17 protein-coding genes and 4 pseudogenes are annotated in these 17,931 nt (G+C 68.7%); 12 read left to right on the top strand and 9 right to left on the bottom strand.

The genetic code is table 11. The features are described from left to right. Positions 1-326: 326 nt before the first annotated feature. Positions 327-1,206, top strand: a pseudogene (locus IE109_RS28495) (IS5 family transposase). Positions 1,207-1,240: 34 nt separating this feature from the next. Continuing rightward, a complete protein-coding gene (locus tag IE109_RS28490) occupies positions 1,241-1,774 on the top strand; it encodes a hypothetical protein (RefSeq protein WP_229891668.1) in 534 nt (177 codons plus the stop codon). Positions 1,775-1,789: 15 nt separating this feature from the next. On the opposite strand, the gene IE109_RS28485 is transcribed toward IE109_RS28490, so the two are convergent. The 3 genes and pseudogenes from IE109_RS28485 to tpg all read right to left on the bottom strand — a co-directional run. Further along, a complete protein-coding gene (locus IE109_RS28485) occupies positions 1,790-2,062 on the bottom strand; it encodes a hypothetical protein (RefSeq protein WP_189554226.1) in 273 nt (90 codons plus the stop codon). Further along, the gene (locus IE109_RS28480) at positions 2,062-2,298 is read right to left on the bottom strand and encodes a hypothetical protein (RefSeq protein WP_189554225.1); all 237 of its coding nucleotides are present in this window, start codon (positions 2,296-2,298) and stop codon (positions 2,062-2,064) included. The genes IE109_RS28485 and IE109_RS28480 overlap by 1 nt, the downstream gene beginning before the upstream one ends. A gap of 1,425 nt (positions 2,299-3,723) precedes the next feature. Then, a pseudogene (gene tpg / locus IE109_RS28475) lies at positions 3,724-3,939 on the bottom strand (telomere-protecting terminal protein Tpg); the annotation flags it as partial. Between the two features lie 146 nt (positions 3,940-4,085). Between tpg and IE109_RS28470 the strand changes: the two are divergent. From IE109_RS28470 to IE109_RS28455, 4 genes and pseudogenes are all read left to right on the top strand, one after another. After that, positions 4,086-4,775 carry a helix-turn-helix domain-containing protein gene (locus IE109_RS28470; protein ID WP_189554223.1) on the top strand — a complete coding sequence of 230 codons (690 nt, stop codon included), beginning with the start codon at positions 4,086-4,088 and terminating at the stop codon, positions 4,773-4,775. A gap of 96 nt (positions 4,776-4,871) precedes the next feature. Then, positions 4,872-5,765 (top strand): hypothetical protein, encoded by an 894-nt coding sequence (locus tag IE109_RS28465; protein ID WP_189554222.1) that lies wholly within the window; start codon positions 4,872-4,874, stop codon positions 5,763-5,765. A gap of 631 nt (positions 5,766-6,396) precedes the next feature. Next, positions 6,397-7,308, top strand: a pseudogene (locus IE109_RS28460) (IS5 family transposase). 139 nt (positions 7,309-7,447) lie between these two features. Then, complete coding sequence (locus tag IE109_RS28455) at positions 7,448-7,783, top strand: DUF6233 domain-containing protein (RefSeq protein WP_189554221.1); 336 nt, start codon at positions 7,448-7,450, stop codon at positions 7,781-7,783. Between the two features lie 33 nt (positions 7,784-7,816). Here IE109_RS28455 and ku read toward each other — a convergent pair whose 3' ends face one another. From ku to IE109_RS28430, 5 genes are all read right to left on the bottom strand, one after another. Continuing rightward, positions 7,817-8,725 (bottom strand): non-homologous end joining protein Ku, encoded by a 909-nt coding sequence (gene ku / locus IE109_RS28450; protein WP_189554251.1) that lies wholly within the window; start codon positions 8,723-8,725, stop codon positions 7,817-7,819. Between the two features lie 164 nt (positions 8,726-8,889). After that, positions 8,890-9,669 carry an HNH endonuclease family protein gene (locus IE109_RS28445; protein ID WP_229891662.1) on the bottom strand — a complete coding sequence of 260 codons (780 nt, stop codon included), beginning with the start codon at positions 9,667-9,669 and terminating at the stop codon, positions 8,890-8,892. A 142-nt stretch (positions 9,670-9,811) separates the two neighbouring features. Next, positions 9,812-10,021: a DUF6207 family protein gene (locus IE109_RS28440; RefSeq protein WP_189554220.1), complete on the bottom strand. Its 210-nt coding sequence runs from the start codon at positions 10,019-10,021 to the stop codon at positions 9,812-9,814. A 586-nt stretch (positions 10,022-10,607) separates the two neighbouring features. After that, on the bottom strand, positions 10,608-12,494 hold the full coding sequence (locus tag IE109_RS28435; RefSeq protein WP_189554219.1) for a DUF2075 domain-containing protein: 1,887 nt from the start codon (positions 12,492-12,494) through the stop codon (positions 10,608-10,610). A 236-nt stretch (positions 12,495-12,730) separates the two neighbouring features. Continuing rightward, positions 12,731-13,510, bottom strand: coding sequence for a protein NO VEIN domain-containing protein (locus tag IE109_RS28430; RefSeq protein WP_229891660.1), 780 nt, complete (start codon positions 13,508-13,510; stop codon positions 12,731-12,733). Between the two features lie 421 nt (positions 13,511-13,931). On the opposite strand from IE109_RS28430, the pseudogene IE109_RS34125 reads away from it, so the two are divergent. The 4 genes and pseudogenes from IE109_RS34125 to cutA form a co-directional block, all read left to right on the top strand. After that, positions 13,932-14,121 (top strand): annotated as a pseudogene (locus tag IE109_RS34125) (hypothetical protein); the annotation flags it as partial. Positions 14,122-14,341: 220 nt separating this feature from the next. Continuing rightward, positions 14,342-14,983, top strand: a complete 642-nt coding sequence (locus IE109_RS28425) for a hypothetical protein (RefSeq protein WP_229891658.1) — start codon at positions 14,342-14,344, stop codon at positions 14,981-14,983. Next, entirely contained in the window at positions 14,956-15,468 is a 513-nt protein-coding gene (locus tag IE109_RS33420) for a DUF6023 family protein (RefSeq protein WP_506417188.1), read from the top strand. The genes IE109_RS28425 and IE109_RS33420 overlap by 28 nt, the downstream gene beginning before the upstream one ends. Before the next feature lie 136 nt (positions 15,469-15,604). Continuing rightward, a complete protein-coding gene (cutA, locus tag IE109_RS28415) occupies positions 15,605-15,934 on the top strand; it encodes a divalent-cation tolerance protein CutA (RefSeq protein WP_189554217.1) in 330 nt (109 codons plus the stop codon). A 163-nt stretch (positions 15,935-16,097) separates the two neighbouring features. Here cutA and IE109_RS28410 read toward each other — a convergent pair whose 3' ends face one another. Then, on the bottom strand, positions 16,098-16,382 hold the full coding sequence (locus IE109_RS28410; RefSeq protein WP_229891654.1) for an NUDIX hydrolase: 285 nt from the start codon (positions 16,380-16,382) through the stop codon (positions 16,098-16,100). Between the two features lie 42 nt (positions 16,383-16,424). On the opposite strand from IE109_RS28410, the gene IE109_RS28405 reads away from it, so the two are divergent. Then, positions 16,425-17,021, top strand: coding sequence for a hypothetical protein (locus tag IE109_RS28405; protein WP_189554216.1), 597 nt, complete (start codon positions 16,425-16,427; stop codon positions 17,019-17,021). 72 nt (positions 17,022-17,093) lie between these two features. Continuing rightward, entirely contained in the window at positions 17,094-17,810 is a 717-nt protein-coding gene (locus IE109_RS28400; RefSeq protein WP_189554215.1) for a transposase, read from the top strand. Positions 17,811-17,931: the final 121 nt, after the last annotated feature.

The following is a 17,931-nucleotide window of genomic DNA, read 5'->3' as shown; positions in this document are numbered from 1 at the left end:
AGTCGGTCCAGCGACCCAAGCGACTGAAGCGACCCACTTACCGCCGCCCCCGGCAGGCAACCGGCGCATGGCTCCGGGCGGCCGACTGAAGCGCTCGGGCACAGGCGGACACCGGAAGCCAGCTCCTCCGCCGGGTCGACAACGTCGCACGGGAAACAACGCGCCGTACGACATCGTGAAGAGTCGGGAGGCGCCTTGACTGCCTCTCTCGGGAAGGGTGTCGGAACGCGGCGGGGGAGCAAGGCCGGCGCCGTCCCAGCCTGGATGGGCTAGGCAGTGTCCGGCGGACCATGTGACTGTCGGATTGCTGGCTCGTTGTGTCTGGCATGGGGCGGGGCGATCTGACGAATGCCGAGTGGGTCCGGCTGGAGCCGCACTTGCCGGCGTCGGGGCAGCGTGGCGGACGGTGGAACGACCACCGCAGAGTGATCAACGGGATCTTGTTCCGGGTCCGAACGGGCATACCGTGGCGGGACCTTCCCGAGCGTTTCGGCAGTTGGAAAACGGTCTATGAACGGCACCGTCGGTGGTCAGCGGACGGCACGTGGGACCGGATACTGCGTGCCGTCCAGGCCGACGCCGACCTCACGGGCCGGATCGACTGGAGCATGGTCAGCATCGACTCGACATCCTGCCGTGCCCATCAGCACGCGGCCGGCGCCCGCAAGAAGAAGCCCCGCATCCCGAAAAAAGGACAACGCCCCGGCATCACCGCCCTGACGAAGGACTCGGACGGTCTCGGGGCGGCCTGACCTGCAAGATCCACCTCGCTGGCGAAGGTGGCTGCCGGCCGATGGCCTTCCTGGTCACGCCCGGCCAGTGGGGCGACGCACCGCAGATGATCGAGGTCCTCGAACGGATCCGCGTTCCCCGCCCGCAGGGCGGACGGCCGCGCACCCGGCCCGGCCACCTCGGCGGCGACAAGGCATACAGCTCACGCCGCAACCGCCGCTACCTGCGAAGACGCCAGATCAAACACACCATCCCCGGCCAAAGGACCAGCGGGCCAACCGCAAACGCCGCGGCAGTGGGGGCGGCCGACCCACCAGCTTCGACAGCGAGATCTACAAGCGCCGCAACGAGGTCGAGCGCACCATCAACCGGCTCAAGAACTCCCGAGCCGTCGCCACCCGCTACGACAAGAGGGCCTACGTCTTCCACGGCACCGTCGCCACCGCAGCGATCCGCCTATGGCTCCGCCTGTGATCTACGAGTCACCTTGTGGTTCTAAAGTCTCCCTGTGGACGTCAACAGCTGGTTCGAGGTCGAGGACCCGGAGGAGTACAGCGAGGAGCCCTGGGACTTCGACGAGGCCGAACTCGCCTTCCTGGCAGCCCTGCGAGCCCGGGCCGCTGATTGGCAGGTGCCGTGGGCTTCCAGCCAGGTCGGACGGCCCGAGGACGAGTCGTCGTTCCTCGTCCATATCAGCCTTCTCGATGAGGCACGCCGACTGGTGCTCGGCGAGTGGGCCGTGCACTTTTACGGCACACACGTGCTGGCCGGGAAAGTCTGCGACCAGCTCTTCAACCTTCACGAGTCGCCCGAGCATGGCTTCTTCCGGGCCTCCGGCACGGTCGAGGAGCTCGCGGAGCGGTGCGCCGGCTGGTTCGAGAGCCTATTGAGCCGCCCTGTCGACCGCGTCGAATGGCCGTTCAAGGATGGGAAGCATGCGACCCACTGGGAGTTCGCCGACACAGGCGAGATCCTCGCGAAGCGAGGCTCCATCCCCGCCGACGACTCATCCCCGGCCCACCGCCTCCCGGTCCGTCCCTGATCCGCCGGACACTGCCTAGACCTCGATGTAGGCGACGACCACGACGGTGCGCAGCGCGGTGACGAAGTACAGGACGCGCACGTGCTCGATGTCGTCGGTGTACTGGCGCAGCTGGGGGCTGGCGGTGTCGCCGGGGATCGGCTCGCCGATGTTGGGGTCGACGGAGACGACGACCAGGGCGCGGTCCAGGGCGTGGATCTCCGCCTCGCTGGTGATGCTCTCCAGCTGCTTGGCGGCGGAGTCGGAGAAGGCGATCCGGGCGCGGCGCGGTCCCGGTTGCGGGGCCATCAGGCGACGGCCGGACGCTGGCGGGTGAGGCGGGCGAGGTGCTGCTCGCGCAGCTCCTCCCACGGGGTGCACTCCTCGACCGACGGCAGGCCGTTTGCGGCGATCTCCTCCAGGACGCTGGCGAACTGGTCGGCGGAGGCCCGGGTGCGGGCGGCGTACGCGCGTACGGCGTCGGCGGCCGCGGGGTCCAGCTGCTGCCGGGCGGTCTCGGCGGCAGGGGCCGGCTGTTCGCTCATCGAGGGCTCCGTGGGGCGCGAAACGGGCGTGTCTCACCACGGTAGCGCCGCCCCCAGCGGGCCGGGACCACTCCGACGATCCCGCGGTCCCAGGACTTGGAAGCCCTCCCTGGACGGGTTGACCTAGTGGCCTGGACCGCGCGGCCAGGGCGCGGGCGAGCCAGGCGTCGACCTTGGCCTGGACGTACGTCCAGGCACGGCGGGCGAGCGGGCCACACACGACTTCGTCGTTCTCGTGAGCCGGCCATCTAGGCCTTCGCCGTTTTCGGCGCGGGCCGGGTGAACACCTTCCACTTTGCCCGCGCGAGGGCACGTCGTCGCGGTCGCTGAGACGGCGCCGCTCGTGAGGGAGTTCGTCGACCATGCGCATACCGCCGCGCAAGCCGGACCCGTCGTACCGGCCCCCGCCGCCCGGCGCCGCAGACGACGCCCCCCAGAGTCGCCACGACTCAATCTGCTTGCGTGATGAGATGTGCACCAGCGCTAATACCGGGCGCGTAGGTACGTCGCGACAGTCGCCCGAACGGGGAAGGGGCCATGACGAGCGGGCACGAGATTCTTGGGGCAGCCTTCGATCCGCGGCCATTGCAGACACGCGCCCTGACCCGTGAGGTCGGACGGGCGCGGCAGCTCCTGGCTGCCAGTGGGTGGCGCCCTGCTGAGGCAGACTCCGAAGCAGCAGCGGCTGTCCTGACTCGCCTCGCGGCTCCACTCCCGGCTCGGCGGGCAGCGACTGCACGGACGCTGGCTACGGACCGGGACCGGCGACTCCAGCGCATCCTGCGCACCACTATTCACCACCTCGACGCAGGCACCGTCAGCCCGCCCGCAGCCGCCCTCCTGGCCGCCGTGGCCCGCGCCTTCCTGCCTTGGCACGCCACCCCCAACCCACCGCGCGCAGCAGCGGCCCCGAGATACGGAAGTCAGGCGGGGCCGGCAGGCAGCCTGGCCGCGCCACTGACAGAGGCAGGCGAGGCGCTGCTCCCCGACCTGATCGCACTGTTCGCCGTGCTGGCCTCAGCAAGCCCGCCCGAGACTGCCCCGGTCACGCCCCCGGTAGATCCCTGGCAGGTCCGGTACGCGGGCCGCTTCCGTCGCTACGAGAGACCCGCTTTCGGGGTGTGGACGGCCGAAACCGTCGGCTGCCCGGCGTGCGGCGCTCAGGTCGGCCCGTGGACGGTGACCTGCGACTGGCGCCTGCTCTCGTTGGGCTGCCCGTGCGGGGCGGTGACCTACGAGCATGGCCTCGCCTTCTCCGAAGTCTGGCTTCTCCTACCGGATACGTGACCGGCGGCGTGGCCGATCCGCCCGCACAATGACGCTCAGTCGGCCAACTCGAACGCTCACTGGCCAACTGAAGCGCTCAGTCGCATCGGGGCATCGCGGGCTGTTCGGGGACGGCTGCTACAGGTCGAACTCCAGATGCTAGAGGTCCGTGAAGCGGACCTCCTCCAGGCTGCCGGCGCGACGGCCGCCGTCCTGGAAGCACATCTCCTTGAGTCCTTCGGCCACGATCTGCTGGAGCTGCTGGTTGCTGGCGCAGGCCTCCTGGGTTCGAAGAGGCGAGCGGCGAAGTGGGGCGGCTTGGGCGACGGTCAGGTGCCGGACGCGGCCCTCATCCGTCGACCCGATCGGCGCGACGTGTGCCTCCACGATCACATGATCATCCGTGGGTGGTGCGTTAATCACTTGAGGGTGCCTTCGTTTGCCGACAGGGTGTGTGGCCAGCGCAGCCGCGATGTGCACAGCCCCTGCGGCGTAGAATCCTGACAATTCGACGGGAGGCGATGAGCACGAGCAGCTACAGGGCAAGGCGTGGTTTTCGTACCGGAGCGATGCTGTGGCGGGTCGAGGCCGACCCCGGTGACATGCGTATCTTGCCCGACGGAGCCATGGATCTCATGTGGTCCGAAAACCGCTTCCTGTTCGCCGGTGCCGACACCACCGTGATGATCTCCTCATCGGAGAGCGGCGGGGTGACTTGGGGCCTGAGGCTGGCACCGGGCACGGCCTATGCGTTGCTGGGCGTACCTGCGCGCGAGCTGATCGACCAGCGCTTCGAATTGAGCGAGCTGATCGCGGTGCCGGCCAGGGTCATCGACACCGCCCACACCGATCCGGCCGCCGCGCTGGAGCACCTGTTCGTCACGCTCTGGGAGCAGGCGGCGCCCGCACGTTCTGCCCTGCGTCGTGCGGCGTCGTTGGACCGTGCCGCAAGAGCCGGTCTGAGCGTGTCCGACATCGCAGACCTGCACGGCCTTTCGGAGCGAAGTTTGCGTCGTGTCTGCGACATGGTGTTCGGTTACGGCCCAAAGACGCTCGCGTCGATCCACCGTCTCCAGTACGCGCTTCATCTCGCCCGGTCTGGTAGGCCGCTCGGCGAGGCATCCGCGATGGCCGGTTACGTCGATCAGTCCCATCTGAACCGCGACGCCCGGCGTCTGGCCGGAGCCACGCCTGGTCAACTTGTGGCCTGACCATGGCCGACTGCGCGGCCGAGTTACCACAAGTGGCAGTCCGGCTGGCCGATTCGTCCAAGACCATCACGCCGTGCGCGTGACAGCGTGGGACGCATGAGTATCGATACTGGCCGGGCGGCTTCGTTCCTGGCAGCTTACGGACGTGTCCTGGACCGACGTCGCTTCGCACTGCTCACCGGAGAGGCGAATCCTGCGAACCAAGAGGCGGTGCTCGCCGCGGTGGAGGGCTACCGCAACCGCGGCGGCGGGTACGGTTGGGGCATCGAACCCGACCTGCGCGCGCCCGAGAGTCAGCCGGCCGGGGCCCTGCACGCGTTGGAAGCGATCGGTGACGCCGGCCCCGGGGCGGCCCCCGCGATGGTCAGGCTCTTCGACTGGCTCGACTCGGTGACCCTGCCCGACGGGGGCCTGCCCTTCGCGCTGCCGGTCGCGAACCCAGTGGCCTGCGCGCCGTTCTGGGTCGAGACCGATTCTGAAGCGTCGTCGTTGCAGATCACCGCCGGGGTCGCCGCTCAGGCTCATCGCGTCGCCCGGTCCGATGACCGGGCGAGGGAGCATCCCTGGCTGGCACGGGTGACCCGCTACTGCTTCGATGCAATCGACCAGATGGACGAGGCTCCGTTCGCCTACGTCCTGTCGTTCGCCCTCCAGTTCCTCGACGCGACCGCTGACACCCACCCCGAGGCTCCCGAACTCCTTCGGCGCCTCCACCGGTACGTGCCCGCCGACGGCGCCGTTCCCGTCGTGGGAGGCGCCGAAGGTGAGACCCTGCACCTCCTCGACTTCGCGCCGGAACCCGGCCGCCCGGTCCGTGCCCTGGTAGACGACGACGCCGTCGCCCATGACCTGGACCGTCTGGAGGCCGGACAGCAAGCCGACGGCGGATGGGCCGTGGACTTCACCAGCTACTCCGAAGCCGCAACGCTCGAATGGCGCGGCTACGTCACCGTCTCCGCCGTGGCGACCCTCCGGTCCAACGGCCGGTAAACGGCAGGCAGCGCCCTCCGCGGGCTTCAACAGCTGGAGGAGGAGCAGCAGATCCGCATGGCCGACGGCACCGACCCCGCGGAAGGGGTGTCGACGGCGCTGCGTGCCCTCCTGAATGCCGAGAAGGCGCTCCGGGCCGCCCACCACGCGCTGGGTAAAGAGCCCATCCCTGCACGCGTGTTCGCGTGGAGCCGCCGCGTGCACGGGGAGCAGGGCAGGAGGCGCCGGTCCACGTCGGGTCCATTCCCGCATGCGCGGGGAGCAGTCTTCCTGACCAGCGAGAGCGGGAAGTGCGCTCGGTCCAATTGCCTTGCCGCCCTGACGCCAGCCAGCAATTCTGGGCAGGTGCCAGGACAGGGGAAGAGAAGGCGGCGGCAAGAGGACGCACGGCAGCGGGTTGCTGCTCGCACCGCGCCGGACGCGGGACAGTGGGAAGTCGTCGTTGAGACTCGGGACCAGGCGGAGATGCGTACGCGGTTGCGCCGTCTTCGGGAGGCAGGAGTTGACGGGTCGATGATCCGGATCGACACGCTGTGTGGGCGCCTGGGGCTGCCGACCACCTACCGGCTGAGCCGTTTCATGACGGACCCCGCGCGAGAGCCCGAGCCTGAGCACTCGGATCATTGATCATGTGGCAGGTCGAGGCGAGTTGACGGAAGCGGCGTGGGAGCGAATAGAGCCCCTGTTGCCGCGGGTGGATGGGCGTGGTCGTCCGTGGCGTGATCACCGGCAGGTGGTCAACGGGGTGCTGTGGCGGCTGCGGACCGGGGCTCCGTGGCGCGATCTGCCCGAGCGGTACGGACCCTGGCAGACCGTCTATGAGCGGTTCGCCCGCTGGGAAGCGGACGGGACCTGGGCGAAGCTGCTGGAACACGTCCAGGTCTGCGACGACGCGGCGGGCCGGGTGGAGTGGACCGTCGCCGTCGACTCCACGGTCAACCGTGCTCACCAGCACGCCGCCGGCGCGCGCAAAAAGGGGCCGCAGACAGGGACGAACTGGAAGATCCGGGCCGCTCGCAGACGCGCCAGGCCCTCGGCCGGTCCCGAGGCGGGCTGACCACCAAGGTCCACCTCGCCGTCGACGGCCGGGGCCTGCCCCTGTCCATCGTGCTCACGCCCGGCAACGTCAATGACGCCACCACCTTCGGCCAGGTCCTCGACGGGATCCGCGTTCCGAGAGTCGGCACCGGCCGCCCGCGCAGGACACCGACCCGAGTCCTGGGCGACAAGGCATACTCCAGCCGGGCGATCCGGCACCTGCTGCGGCGCCGCGGCATCGCCGTCACGATCCCCGAGCGCCGCGACCAAGCAGCCAACCGCCGACGCCGAGGGCGCCTCGGCGGCCGGCCGGCCGCCTTCGACGAGGAGGTCTACCGCGAGCGCAACGTGGTCGAACGATGCTTCGCACGCCTCAAGCAGTTCCGCGCAATCGCGACCAGATTCGACAAGCTCGCCGACCGCTATCGTGCCGGAGTCGTTCTGGCCTCGCTGATCCTCTGGCTCCGCGAAACCAGCTCGTGATCATTTGTCAGACACTGCCTAGCAGCGCCGGCACCCTAGGGCGCCGCGGAACCGTGAGGCCGACGCAGCTCTAGCCCGGACGCGTCCGAGGGGGGCCTCCCTGTTTGTCGGCGGGGAGGCCCGAACGTGCAAAGGGTACCCGACCCCATAGAATCGAACCTGTGTACGAGGATTTGCCGCCCGATCTGTCCCGTCTTCGTACCCTGGAGACGTGGCTGGTGCTGTCACTGGACCGGGTGCGGCGCCGGATTCTGGAGGTCGAAATGGAGCAGGCGGCGTCCGGCTCCCGGGTGGAGCCGCCTGATGTCCGGTACCGGATGCAGCGCGGTGTCGACGAGCACCGTGCTCCCGTGAAGTTGCACGTCAACGGCTGTGTGCTGGGGAAGAAGGGCATGCCGATCGGTGAGGCGGATGCCCGGCGCGCGTTGAGCGAGCAGATCCCGGCGTGCGGGATCTGCCGGCCGGGCACCGAGCTCGGCATCCTCGACGCGGGGTGAGCCGCCCCGCCCGGTGGTGACCGCCGCAGGGGTTCAGCCGGCCTTGCGGGGCTTGCGGGCGGGGGCCTTCTTCGCGGTGGTCTTCTTGGCCGCCGTCGCCTTCTTGGCGGCCTTCTTCGGCTTCGGCATCTGGTGGACGGTGGCGTCCTCGTCGCTCTCCCCGCGTGAGGCCCGGGCCTGTTCGACGGACGCGTTCAGGGCGGCCATCAGGTCCACCACCTGCCCGGCCGGCTCCTCCTCGGCCTCGGGGCGCTCGACGCGGTGGCCCTCCGCCTTGGCGTGGATGACCTCCTCCAGGGCGGTGTGGTACTCGTCGTGGAAGCCGGTCAGGTCCTCGGTTGCCATGGCCTCGATGAGGGCGACCGCGCCGTCGACCTCGCTGTCGCCGATCTCGACCGGCTGCGGGGCGAGCTCGGAGGGGTCGCGGACCTCGTCCGGCCAGCGCATCGAGTGCAGGATGATCACGCCGTCCTTCACCCGCAGCAGCCCCAGACGTTCCCTGCCGTGCCACGCGAACTTGGCGACGGCGACCTTGCTGGCGCGTGCCAGGGCCTGCTGGAGGAGCTTGTAGGGCTTGGAGGCGACCTGTCCGTCGGGGCTCATGAAGTAGCTGGTGTCGGACAGGCGGACCGGGTCGATCGACTCGGCCGGTACGAACGCGACGATCTCGATCGCCTTCGCGGTCGGCAGCGGCATGTTCTGAAGGTCCTCGTCCGTGACCGCGATCAAGGTGTCCTTGCTCAGCTCGTAGCCCTTGCCGATCTCGTCCTGGGACAGTTCCTTGCCGTCCAGCTCGCAGGTCTTGCGGTAGCGGACCCGGCCGCCGTCCTTGAGATGGATCTGGCGGAAGGAGATGGAGTGGTCCTCCGTCGCGGAAATGATCTTGATAGGGATCGTGACCAGCCCGAAGCTGATCGCGCCACTCCAGACCGGCCGCATCAGATACCTCCCAGGCTCCCCCCTGGGGTGGACCACCAGGGTATGACGGTGCAGGTGGGACGGCATGTGGGCGTGGAGGACCCGGTGCCCTCGCTCCAGAGCGCGGAGGCGAGGGCACGATGGCGGGGCTGACAAGGCGCTCACCGGGTGGTGATCCCGCCAGCCGGTTACGGTACCGGCTCGTACGCCACTGTCACCCCCGGACAGCGCGCCGCCTCGGTGACCAGCACCTGGCGCTCGGCGTCGTCGACGGTGAGCTGCCATCGTGCCTTGGTCGCGGTCCAGTCGGCGACGTACGCGCAGTGCTGGGCGGTCGCCGGCGGCATCCATTCGGCCGGGTCCTGATCCGCCTTCGACCGGTTCGTCTTGGCGGTGACGGCGATCAGGGAGCGCTCGGCGTCCAGGTCGTTGGCGTATGCCTGTCGCCGCGTCGCCGTCCAGCCGCTGGCCCCCGAGTCCCAGGCTTCGGCGAGCGGGACCATGTGGTCGACGTCCAGCCCGGACGCCGCGGTCACGCGCTGCTCGTCGTACATGGACCACCACACGCCACCGGTGAGCGCGCACCGGGCGCCGATGGTGGGCGGCTCGATCGCCTCGGCGATGAGGACTTCGGCGCGGGTGTTGCACCCGTCACGGTCGGCGTCGACCCAGTGCTTGAAGCTGCTGCGGGTGTAGCCGTCGCGGGACTCGGCGGCGCGCGGCAGGGAGGCGATGGCCTGGCCCAGCGGCACGGCCACGGCCGCGCGGGGCGCGGGGGCCGGCGCGGCCGCGGCCGCGCGGGGCGCGGGGGCCGGCGCGGCCGCGGCCGCGCGGGGCGCGGGGGCCGGCGCGGCCGCGGCCGCGCGGGGCGCGGGGGCCGGCGCGGCCGCGGCGGCCGGGACGGTCGTCAGGGGCAGGACGGTGAGCGCGGCCACCGTGCTGGCGGTGCGAAGAAGAGGAGTGATCACGCAGCTTGGTGTAGCGGCTTTGGCCGTACGCCGGGTCGCTCTTTGCGGGCGTATCACTCGCGCGGGCCGGGAGATTCACCGGAAGAACGTTCCGGCGCCCGGGCCGGTCGTACCGCGGCCGCTGCGCCGGTTACGCGCGTCTTCAGGCGTGGTCGGGGTGGCGGCGTACGTCGGCGTACACCCGGGCCCTGACCCCGGCCTCACCGGGCACCCGCCACACCGCAGTCACCCCCGACGTTGCCCACAGCTGCTGGAGACCCTCCATCACTGACCGCACCGTCTCCTCGTCAGCGGCGGTGACGTCCAGGACCGCAAGACCCGGCTCGGCGACGTGCTGCTCGTCGATGTCCATGCCCCAACCGACGGCCGACACGGGCCACCGGTTCGGTGCCGGCCGCCGTACCACCCGGACGAGCGACGTCCCGCCGCCACAAGGCGAGCCCGCAGTCGCACCACCGCGAGCGGCAAGGTACGAAGGAGGCGCGGCCCGTGGCCCCACACGACAGGACGGGGGCCATGGGCCGCACCCCTTCCCACGGGCGTAGGCCACTGAATGGGCCGCAGGTTTGCCTCACCCGGCTCCCGCCTCAGCCGTAGTCCCCCGATCGGCAGCTCGCGGACGGTTACGTCCAGCGGGCGGACCTGGCGGTGCGGGCGCCGGGGCCGGGGTGCCGGTGATGCTACTGGAGATCGACCGCCGCACCGAGGACGCGCACGACCTGGGTCGCCTTCTCCAGCCGGAGCACCGAACACGATTACCTCATTGCGCCGGGATACGAGGCGGGATGGCAAGCCGAGTCCTTGTTGGGTAGGCACAACGCAGGCGGTCAGCCGTTCTGGTCCTTGCGCCAGTCCTATATCGCCTTGGGCATCGTGGCGGGCGCGATCCCCGCCGCAGCGTCTGCAGCGTATGTGGTGATGTCGGGTGGTGCTGTGGTTCAGGTGGGTTGCTGGACCGGCGCAGGCGGATTGGGCTCTGCGGCAGTCGGTGCGGGGACCAGTTGGCGCAGTCGTGCCTGTGTTTCGGGGTCGGTGGAGTACAGGAGGGTTCCGGACATGCCACGGGTGAGGAGGACTTTGTAGGTGTTGCGGACCAGGCGGAGGAAGGTGGCGGGGTCGGTGTTGCTGAGCGCGGGGTCCTTGCTGGCTTGAGGGTTGGGGAGCCAGCGGTCCTGACGCCAGACGAGGTCGTCTCCGAGGATGACGCCGTTCCAGTCGTACTCGAAGCCCTGGGCGGTGTAGATGCAGCCGACCTGGCCGAAGCCGTCGGGATCGGTGGCCCACAGCCAGGACGGGGGGACGCCGTCGAGGCGGGACTCACCGCGCAGGTTCCACGGCTTGTGCCAGGAGCCGATCGTGATGTCGTCGACCAGACGGCCTCGGCGCGGGTCGCTCCATCGCCAGCAGAAGCCGGCCGTGATGCGGGCGGTGAGGTGCTGCGCCTCCTTGGCCTGTAGGAGGTCTTCCATCTGCTGGGGGGAGTCGACCACTCGGACGTGGAAGGTCCGCTCGTCGGTCCACTCGGTGGCGGGCTCGTCGGTGAGCTGCAGCAGGCGCAGTACCCATTGTTCGTAGGCGCGGCTGCCGCCATTGCGGAACTGGCCGTTGAGGTCGATGTGGCGTGGGCGCAGGCCTCGGGCGGCGGCGGCCTGGTCGATCGCTTTGCGGCTGCCCATCTCGCCGGGGCGTACGACTTGGTGGTCGTCCAGGAGGAAGACAGGGACGCGGGCGGCGTCGAGGAGTTCGTCGATCTGGCGTACCCCGCGGTGGCGGACGGAGTGGGCGCGGATGCGGTGGGCCTCGTCGCAGATCAGCGCGTCCAGTCCGTTCTTGGGGGCGTCGGCGAAGTTCATGAAGTAGCCGAAGAGCTTGCGGATGCGGGGGTTGTAGGTGCCGATGGCGTGGTGGAGGGTGCGGGTGAAGGACTTGGATCCGGTGGCGTGGACCACTGTGTGGCGGTCGTGGGCGAGGTGGCGCATCAGGTGCAGGGCGATGACGCTTTTGCCGGAGCCGGGGCCGCCGGTGACGATGAGGACTTCTTTGCTGTCCGCTTCGCGGGCCTTTTTCACCGCGCGACGGACCAGGGAGACGGCGACCTGCTGTTGGTCGAGCAGGACGTACCGGTCTGCGTGCAGGATCTCTTCCGCGGTCGCGCGCAGCAGGGGGCGGCTGGGTGCGAGGGGGCTGTTGACGAGTTCGTCGGCGGCTGTGGTGCCGTGAGCGGGTGAGAGGCGCGTCTGCAGGTGGGTGATCAGTTGATCGCGGGTGCTGTGTGTGAACAGGCGCCCGTGGTGGTCGGGTGCAAGGGCGAGCAGGTCGGCCACGTCGTTGGTGTCGGCGTTGTGGAGGTAGGCCACGCCGGCCACCGCGTCGGGTTCTGCGTCCAGCACGGTGGTGAAGTCCTGCAGGTACTGGCAGTAGCGCCGTACCTGGGCGACCGGGTGCAAGAAGGCGCGGTTATTGTTGCCGACTCCTGGCAGGCAGAGATCCTCGGTGTCGGGCAGGGCCCGGGCGTGGGTCCACTGCTTGAGCTCAACAATGACGTAGGACGGCTGGGACGTGCGGGGGTGCCAGCCGGCCAGCACTACATCGGCGCGCAGGCTGGACAGGGCCAGCTGGTACTCGATCAACACCTCAACATGCTGGAGTCCGGCTTCGTCCAGTAAGCGGGCCAGGGCGGGCAGGCTGTTGCGCCAGGACCGTATCTCCCCGTCCTCCAGCCGGCCCAGGCGCGCCTGCCGGTGGCGCTCGGCCAGATCGTCGGCCAGCGTGTCGTGTTGACAGCGGTCGACGAGCTCGTGCACGGGCATACGCAGTAGCGGCATCATGGCCTCCTCGGTCGGATGGGTTTCATGCAGCAGCGCGGGTGGTCCCGCGCAGGGTGAGTGCGGCCCGGTGGTGGGCGGGCGGCGTTGCCTGGGCACGTGGCCCCGGCCTGTAGGGGGCCGGTCCCCCGCCCGGCACCTGAGGGGCCCGCAGCACCCCCGCGTATGCCGCGCGTGAATGTCGTACAGCCGGGCCCGTGGGTGCAGGGGGTCAGATCGGGCGAGCGGGGCCGCGGTTATGGCTGGGGGGCGGTGGAGGGCTGGGGGACGAGATACTGGTAGCGGGTGGGCCGCAGGTCTTCCTCGGCCGGCTGCCAGTCCTCGAGCAGCAGGACGTCACCGCCGCTGCAGTGGTACGCGCCGTCCGTCTTGGTGACCTTTATGTCGCTGACGATGTACAGGTCGACGGTGTGGCGGGTATCGCGGGCGTGGAAGACCTCGTTGACGGTCAGCTCAACGCTGGTGGGGGCGCCGGTGGTGCCCTTGACCTCCACCCGTCGCTCCAGCCCTTCCCGCTCCAGGCGCAGGTCGTATGGCTTGCCGACCTTGTGCACCGTCCAGCCCCGCTCGGGATCCTGGTAGTGGGTGACGGCCTTCTCCTCGGCGTACAGCTCGACCGCCTTGCGCTTTTCCGGGTCCATCTGCCGCCCCGCGCCCCGCCGTCCGCGCCGGGGACTGTTGGGGCCCTCCAACTGCTCAAGCGTGACCCCCGGCGTCGCGGCGAGCGCGACGTCGTGGTCTGCGGCCCAGTCGGCCTCGATGCCGACCGCGTCGAACAACGGCTGCGGGTCCATCGCCACCAGGTACCCCACCCCCTGTTGGGTCCCCGACCGGCGCGCCGCCTGCGACGCCTCCGCGCTGAGCGGGCCGTCCGGGCCCAGCGGCACATCGTCGAGCACGGCCAGCGGCTCCAGGCCCAGCCGGTAAGGGTAGATGACCCGCTCCTCAGCGATCTCGTCCGGCCAGTGCGGCGCCGTGCCCTCGTACACACCGACCTGCACTTTGCACAGCACCATCCGCACAGACTTCGCTTCCCACTCCCCCGGCTGGACCCGTGGCGCCGCCCCCGTCACCAGCACCGCGAAATCCGGCTTCCACCGTCCGTACCAGTCCGGCCTCCTCGGAAAACCCCAGGAACGCGTCACCATCCCGTGCTTCAGGTTCCGCTGGTGCCCGACCTTCTGCCCCACATGAATCATCACGAACAACGCCTCAGAAGCCACTAGGGCACTTTAAGATCGCCACTAACGACAGGTCAACAAGATTCTCTTAACGCTCCCCAGGCAGCTCGACGAAGCCCCGCCAGCTGAGGACTAACTCCGTAGGCATCGCCGGCGATCGGCAGGAGAGGCTCGAGGTACGGGCTGGGATTTGCTGGTGGAGGGATGGTTACTGGTATCCGGTGGATGCGTGCTGCGGCCGCATCAGGTCGGGGCGGCGGGCATCGAGTCCAGCGAGCGGGCAGGCCCCGCCGCCGGGTCATCGAGCGCACCATGTCGTGGCTGTCTGGCTACCGCCGGCTCAGCCCGCGCTACGAGCACGATCCCCCAACTACCTCTGCTGTCTCGGACTCGCCGCCCACGTAGGACAAGGTCTCAATCCCCATGTGTTCATGCAGCCCAACTGAGGCCGGACGGAAAATCGGCGACAGCCTTGAGTTATTTACGACTCAATCATTCTACGGCTGGAACTGTGCCTACGAAGGCTGATATCAGATCATCTTCCTCAACTCTTCCTCAGAATATGAGTCTTGCGTATCCAGCACGCTACTCGCTGCCGTAGGTTCTGACACGGCCGCTGCACAGACCATGCGGGCGGCCTCATGCATGAACTTCTGAGGGGGAATAATGAGGAAGAAGCTGACCGGAGTGGCTGCCGTCCCGGTGATGGCCCTGGCTGTGATGGCTTGCGTGGTGCCACCAGCTCTGGCCGAGGAAGCGGATCCCGAGCCCATGGTCACGCCTTCTGTGATACCGGAGGCCAGTGACGAGGACGATTCACTGGCCGCCGCGCTACCCAAGGACACCGGCGGGCCGCAGGGAGCTGTCGCGGCATGCGACAACCCGTACAAAAAGTGGACGGAAATCACGTCCAAAAAGGCCTACTTCATTCCGGCTTTCTGGCCGGGAACATCCTATAAGGACGGTCCTGGGGGCACCATGGTAGTCCGAGTCGAAAAAGCCGGAAAGATCTCGGCCTCAATCACGGCGGGATCAGAAGCTGAACTCAGCAACGTAATCGCGTCGGCTAAGGCGAAAGTGGACGTGACCATCGGCGCTGAGGTGGGCATCACGGTCGGGCACGAGTACCGCCGGAACGTCACAAACGGAAAGTACGGCCACCTCCAGTATGGATCATGGGGGTACCTGGTGGGGTGGAAGAAGTGGGAGACCACCCCGGACCGGTGCCGCGCGAGGGTCATCAAGAGCGGTTCCGCCAAGGTGCCCACGAGGGAGGTCGGATGGAAGTACTCGGAAACCGCGTCATGACAGCATCTCGGCAACTGCTCGCCAGCACTGCTGTCTGCGCCCTAGCACTGGTCGTCACGGGCTGCACGGATAGCCAGGCACCCAAGACGTCTGCCTCTTCTTCATCGGAGAGCCGGTCCCCTTCTACAACCGCACCGTCGGCCGTGGAGAACGAGCAGGGCAAGCGCGCCAAGGCTGCGGTTGCAATCGTCCCGCCGGACGACCCCCTGTTCCTCGAGTCAGGTCTGGAGCGGGTCGCGGATGGAGTACACCGACGATCCGTGCTGGAGCGAGGGGAGAACTACAAACTGTCTGTGGCGTGCGCGGGTCAGGGTTCGATGAAGGTCGTGATCCAGAGCAAGGCAACGCGGCTGCCGTGCGGGGGAGGTGCCCTCAGCATTCCCATCGAGCGTGCGCCAGCGCAGCTGCCCATCGATATATCCGCTGAAGCGGGAGCCTCCGGCATGATCGCCTGGCAGATCACCCGCGTCTCTGCACGCACCTGATCCGAGCCCAGAAGGCGGCGGCCACTCAGCTCGGAGTGGCCCCGCCTTCTGGTTCGCGAGTTGACCAGCGTGAGCTCAGCACCGTTGCTGGAGGTGATCTGGTGGCGACAAGGGCCGCGTAGCTAGGCTCCCGGCCATGAGCGAGTACGTACAGGTCTCGACCGCCACGCCTACGGAGGAGGGCGCCGTGGCGCTGGCCGGGTCCGCGGTCAAGGCCCGGCTCGCCGCCGGAGCTCAGATCATCGGCCCCGTCACCAGCGTGTTCTGGCACCTCGGGGAGTACGGCACAGGCCAGGAGTACAGGGTCCTCCTCACCACCACCACGGATCGGTACGCGGAGCTGGAGGCCCATCTCGTGGCGCATCAGCCGTGGGACAACCCGGAGCTGATCGCGCTGCCGATCACGGCCGGCTCCACGCGAGCCTTGGAGTGGATCCGAGACTCCGTGAGCCCGCTGCAGGGCTAGGGTGTCACCCGCTCGAGGACCGCCCGTACGACGGGGGGTTGCCCGTGGTGGCGCAAGCTCTCCAGGGCGGGCGCGATGCGCTGTGTGGACGAATGGACGAGACGCCCGTTGCGAGGTCCAGCGCGCGGTCCGTCGTCACGGCGGCCTGCTCCGCCTTCCGGCGTCACCGGTCAGTGGTGCCGAACAGTTCTGAGTGACCGCGCTCAGCGAGCATGAGCGCGAGCGGACCGGCGGGCAGCAAGAATCGATTGTCCTCGGCTGCTGCGATGGCTTCGCCCATCGGCCACCAGGAGAGCTTGAAGTCGACCTCGTTCTCGGTGAACGCCTGGGGGCCGAAGGAGAAATCGCGGGCTTCGAAGAGGTGGACGCGCGCGGTGGATGCCAGGGTGATGGCGTAGGAGCCTAAGGGCTGTCCCGCAATGACCTGGAGGCACGCGTCAGGGCTCAAAAAGATGCGATGCCGTGCGAGGAGTGTGTGTACGGTGCCGGAGTGATCGACACTGATGGCGCTTGGTTGGGAACGGAGGCCGCGCGACGGTTGGCGGAGGCGGACTGCTGTGAGATAGCTCCGGGGCTCACGGAGGAAGAGTTCAGCCGGATCAAGGCGACCTATGGGTTCGAGTTCTCCCCGGAGCATCGGGCCTTCCTGGCGGCAGGGCTGCCGGTCGCCTCACCTCCCGAGGAAGGCGCAACATGGCAGCAGCCCTGGCCCGACTGGCGGCACGCCGATGCGGACGACCTGCGCCATCGGCTGGAGTGGCCGGTACGAGAAGTGCTGAGCGATGTCGCTTATGGCAGCTGGCATCCGGCCCTGGGGGTGCGTCCCACCACCACCGAAGAGGCCGTTGAGGTGGCCCGAGAAGTACTTGCACGAGCGCCACGACTCGTTCCCGTCTACGCGCACCGCTTCATACCCGCGGGTCGCGACACTCCGGGACATCCGGTCCTGTCAGTGTGGGGAACCGACATCATCTACTACGGCCACGATCTGGCCGACTACATCGACCGCGAGTTCGGCGAGGTCGATGCTGAGGCGCCCTGGGCTCCACAGGCGTCCGTACCGTTCTGGAAGGACTTCCTCGGCTGAGATTGCTCCCCGGCTGGTGCCGGGCGTAAATGATCTCTGTCGTGCATGGTGTGATTAGCCCCGTTCACTGGCGTGGCCCCGCGCCAGTTCAACCGGGTGGTGCGTGCGCTGCGGCGCGAAGGCGCCGACACCGCTCGGCGAGGCCGGCCGTGGGGGCTTCCGCTGGAAGACCGGTTGCTCCTGGTAGCCGCGTACTGCCGTACCAACCTGACACTGCGCCAGCTCGCCCCGCTCTTCGGCGTCTCGAAGTCCGCGGCCAACCGCATCGTCAGCCACCTCGGGCCTCTTCTCGCGCTCCGGCCCCGTAAGCGGTTCCACAAGGACGCCGTGCTCATCGTGGACGGCACCCTGGTCCCCACCCGCGACCACACGGTGGCCGAGCAGTCCAAGAACTACAGGTACTCGACGAATCACCAGGTCGTCATCGACGCTGACACCCGGCTCGTCGTCGTGGTCGGCCAACCTCTGCCCGGCAACCGCAACGACTGCAAGGCATGGGAGCTGTCGGGCGCCAAGGACGCCGTCGGGAACACCACAGTGATCGCCGACGGCGGCTTTCGAGGTACCGGGCTCGTCATCCCACACCGCCGCGAGCCCGGGCAGAGCGAACTGCCCGCCTGGAAAGAAGAGCACAACACCTCCCACCGCAAGGTCCGCGCTCGGGTCGAGCACGCCTTCGCCCGGATGAAGACCTGGAAGATCCTGCGCGACTGCCGCCTCAAGGGCGATGGCGTCCACCACGCGATGAGCGGAATCGCCTGGGTGCACAACCTCTCCCACGCTCGGTGACCGAACGACCCGAACAGCGACCGGCTCGTCCACACCGACCCAAGATCGTTTACGGGACAACCCTTAGTCAACTCGCATGCCGTAGATCATTTACGGGACAGCCCTTAGGTGCACTGGCTCC

The organism is Streptomyces lavendofoliae, assembly GCF_014649735.1.
GTDB lineage: Bacteria > Actinomycetota > Actinomycetes > Streptomycetales > Streptomycetaceae > Streptomyces > Streptomyces lavendofoliae.
The sequence above is the reverse complement of the archived record's forward strand: the minus strand, read 5'-3'. Positions and strand labels throughout refer to the sequence as shown.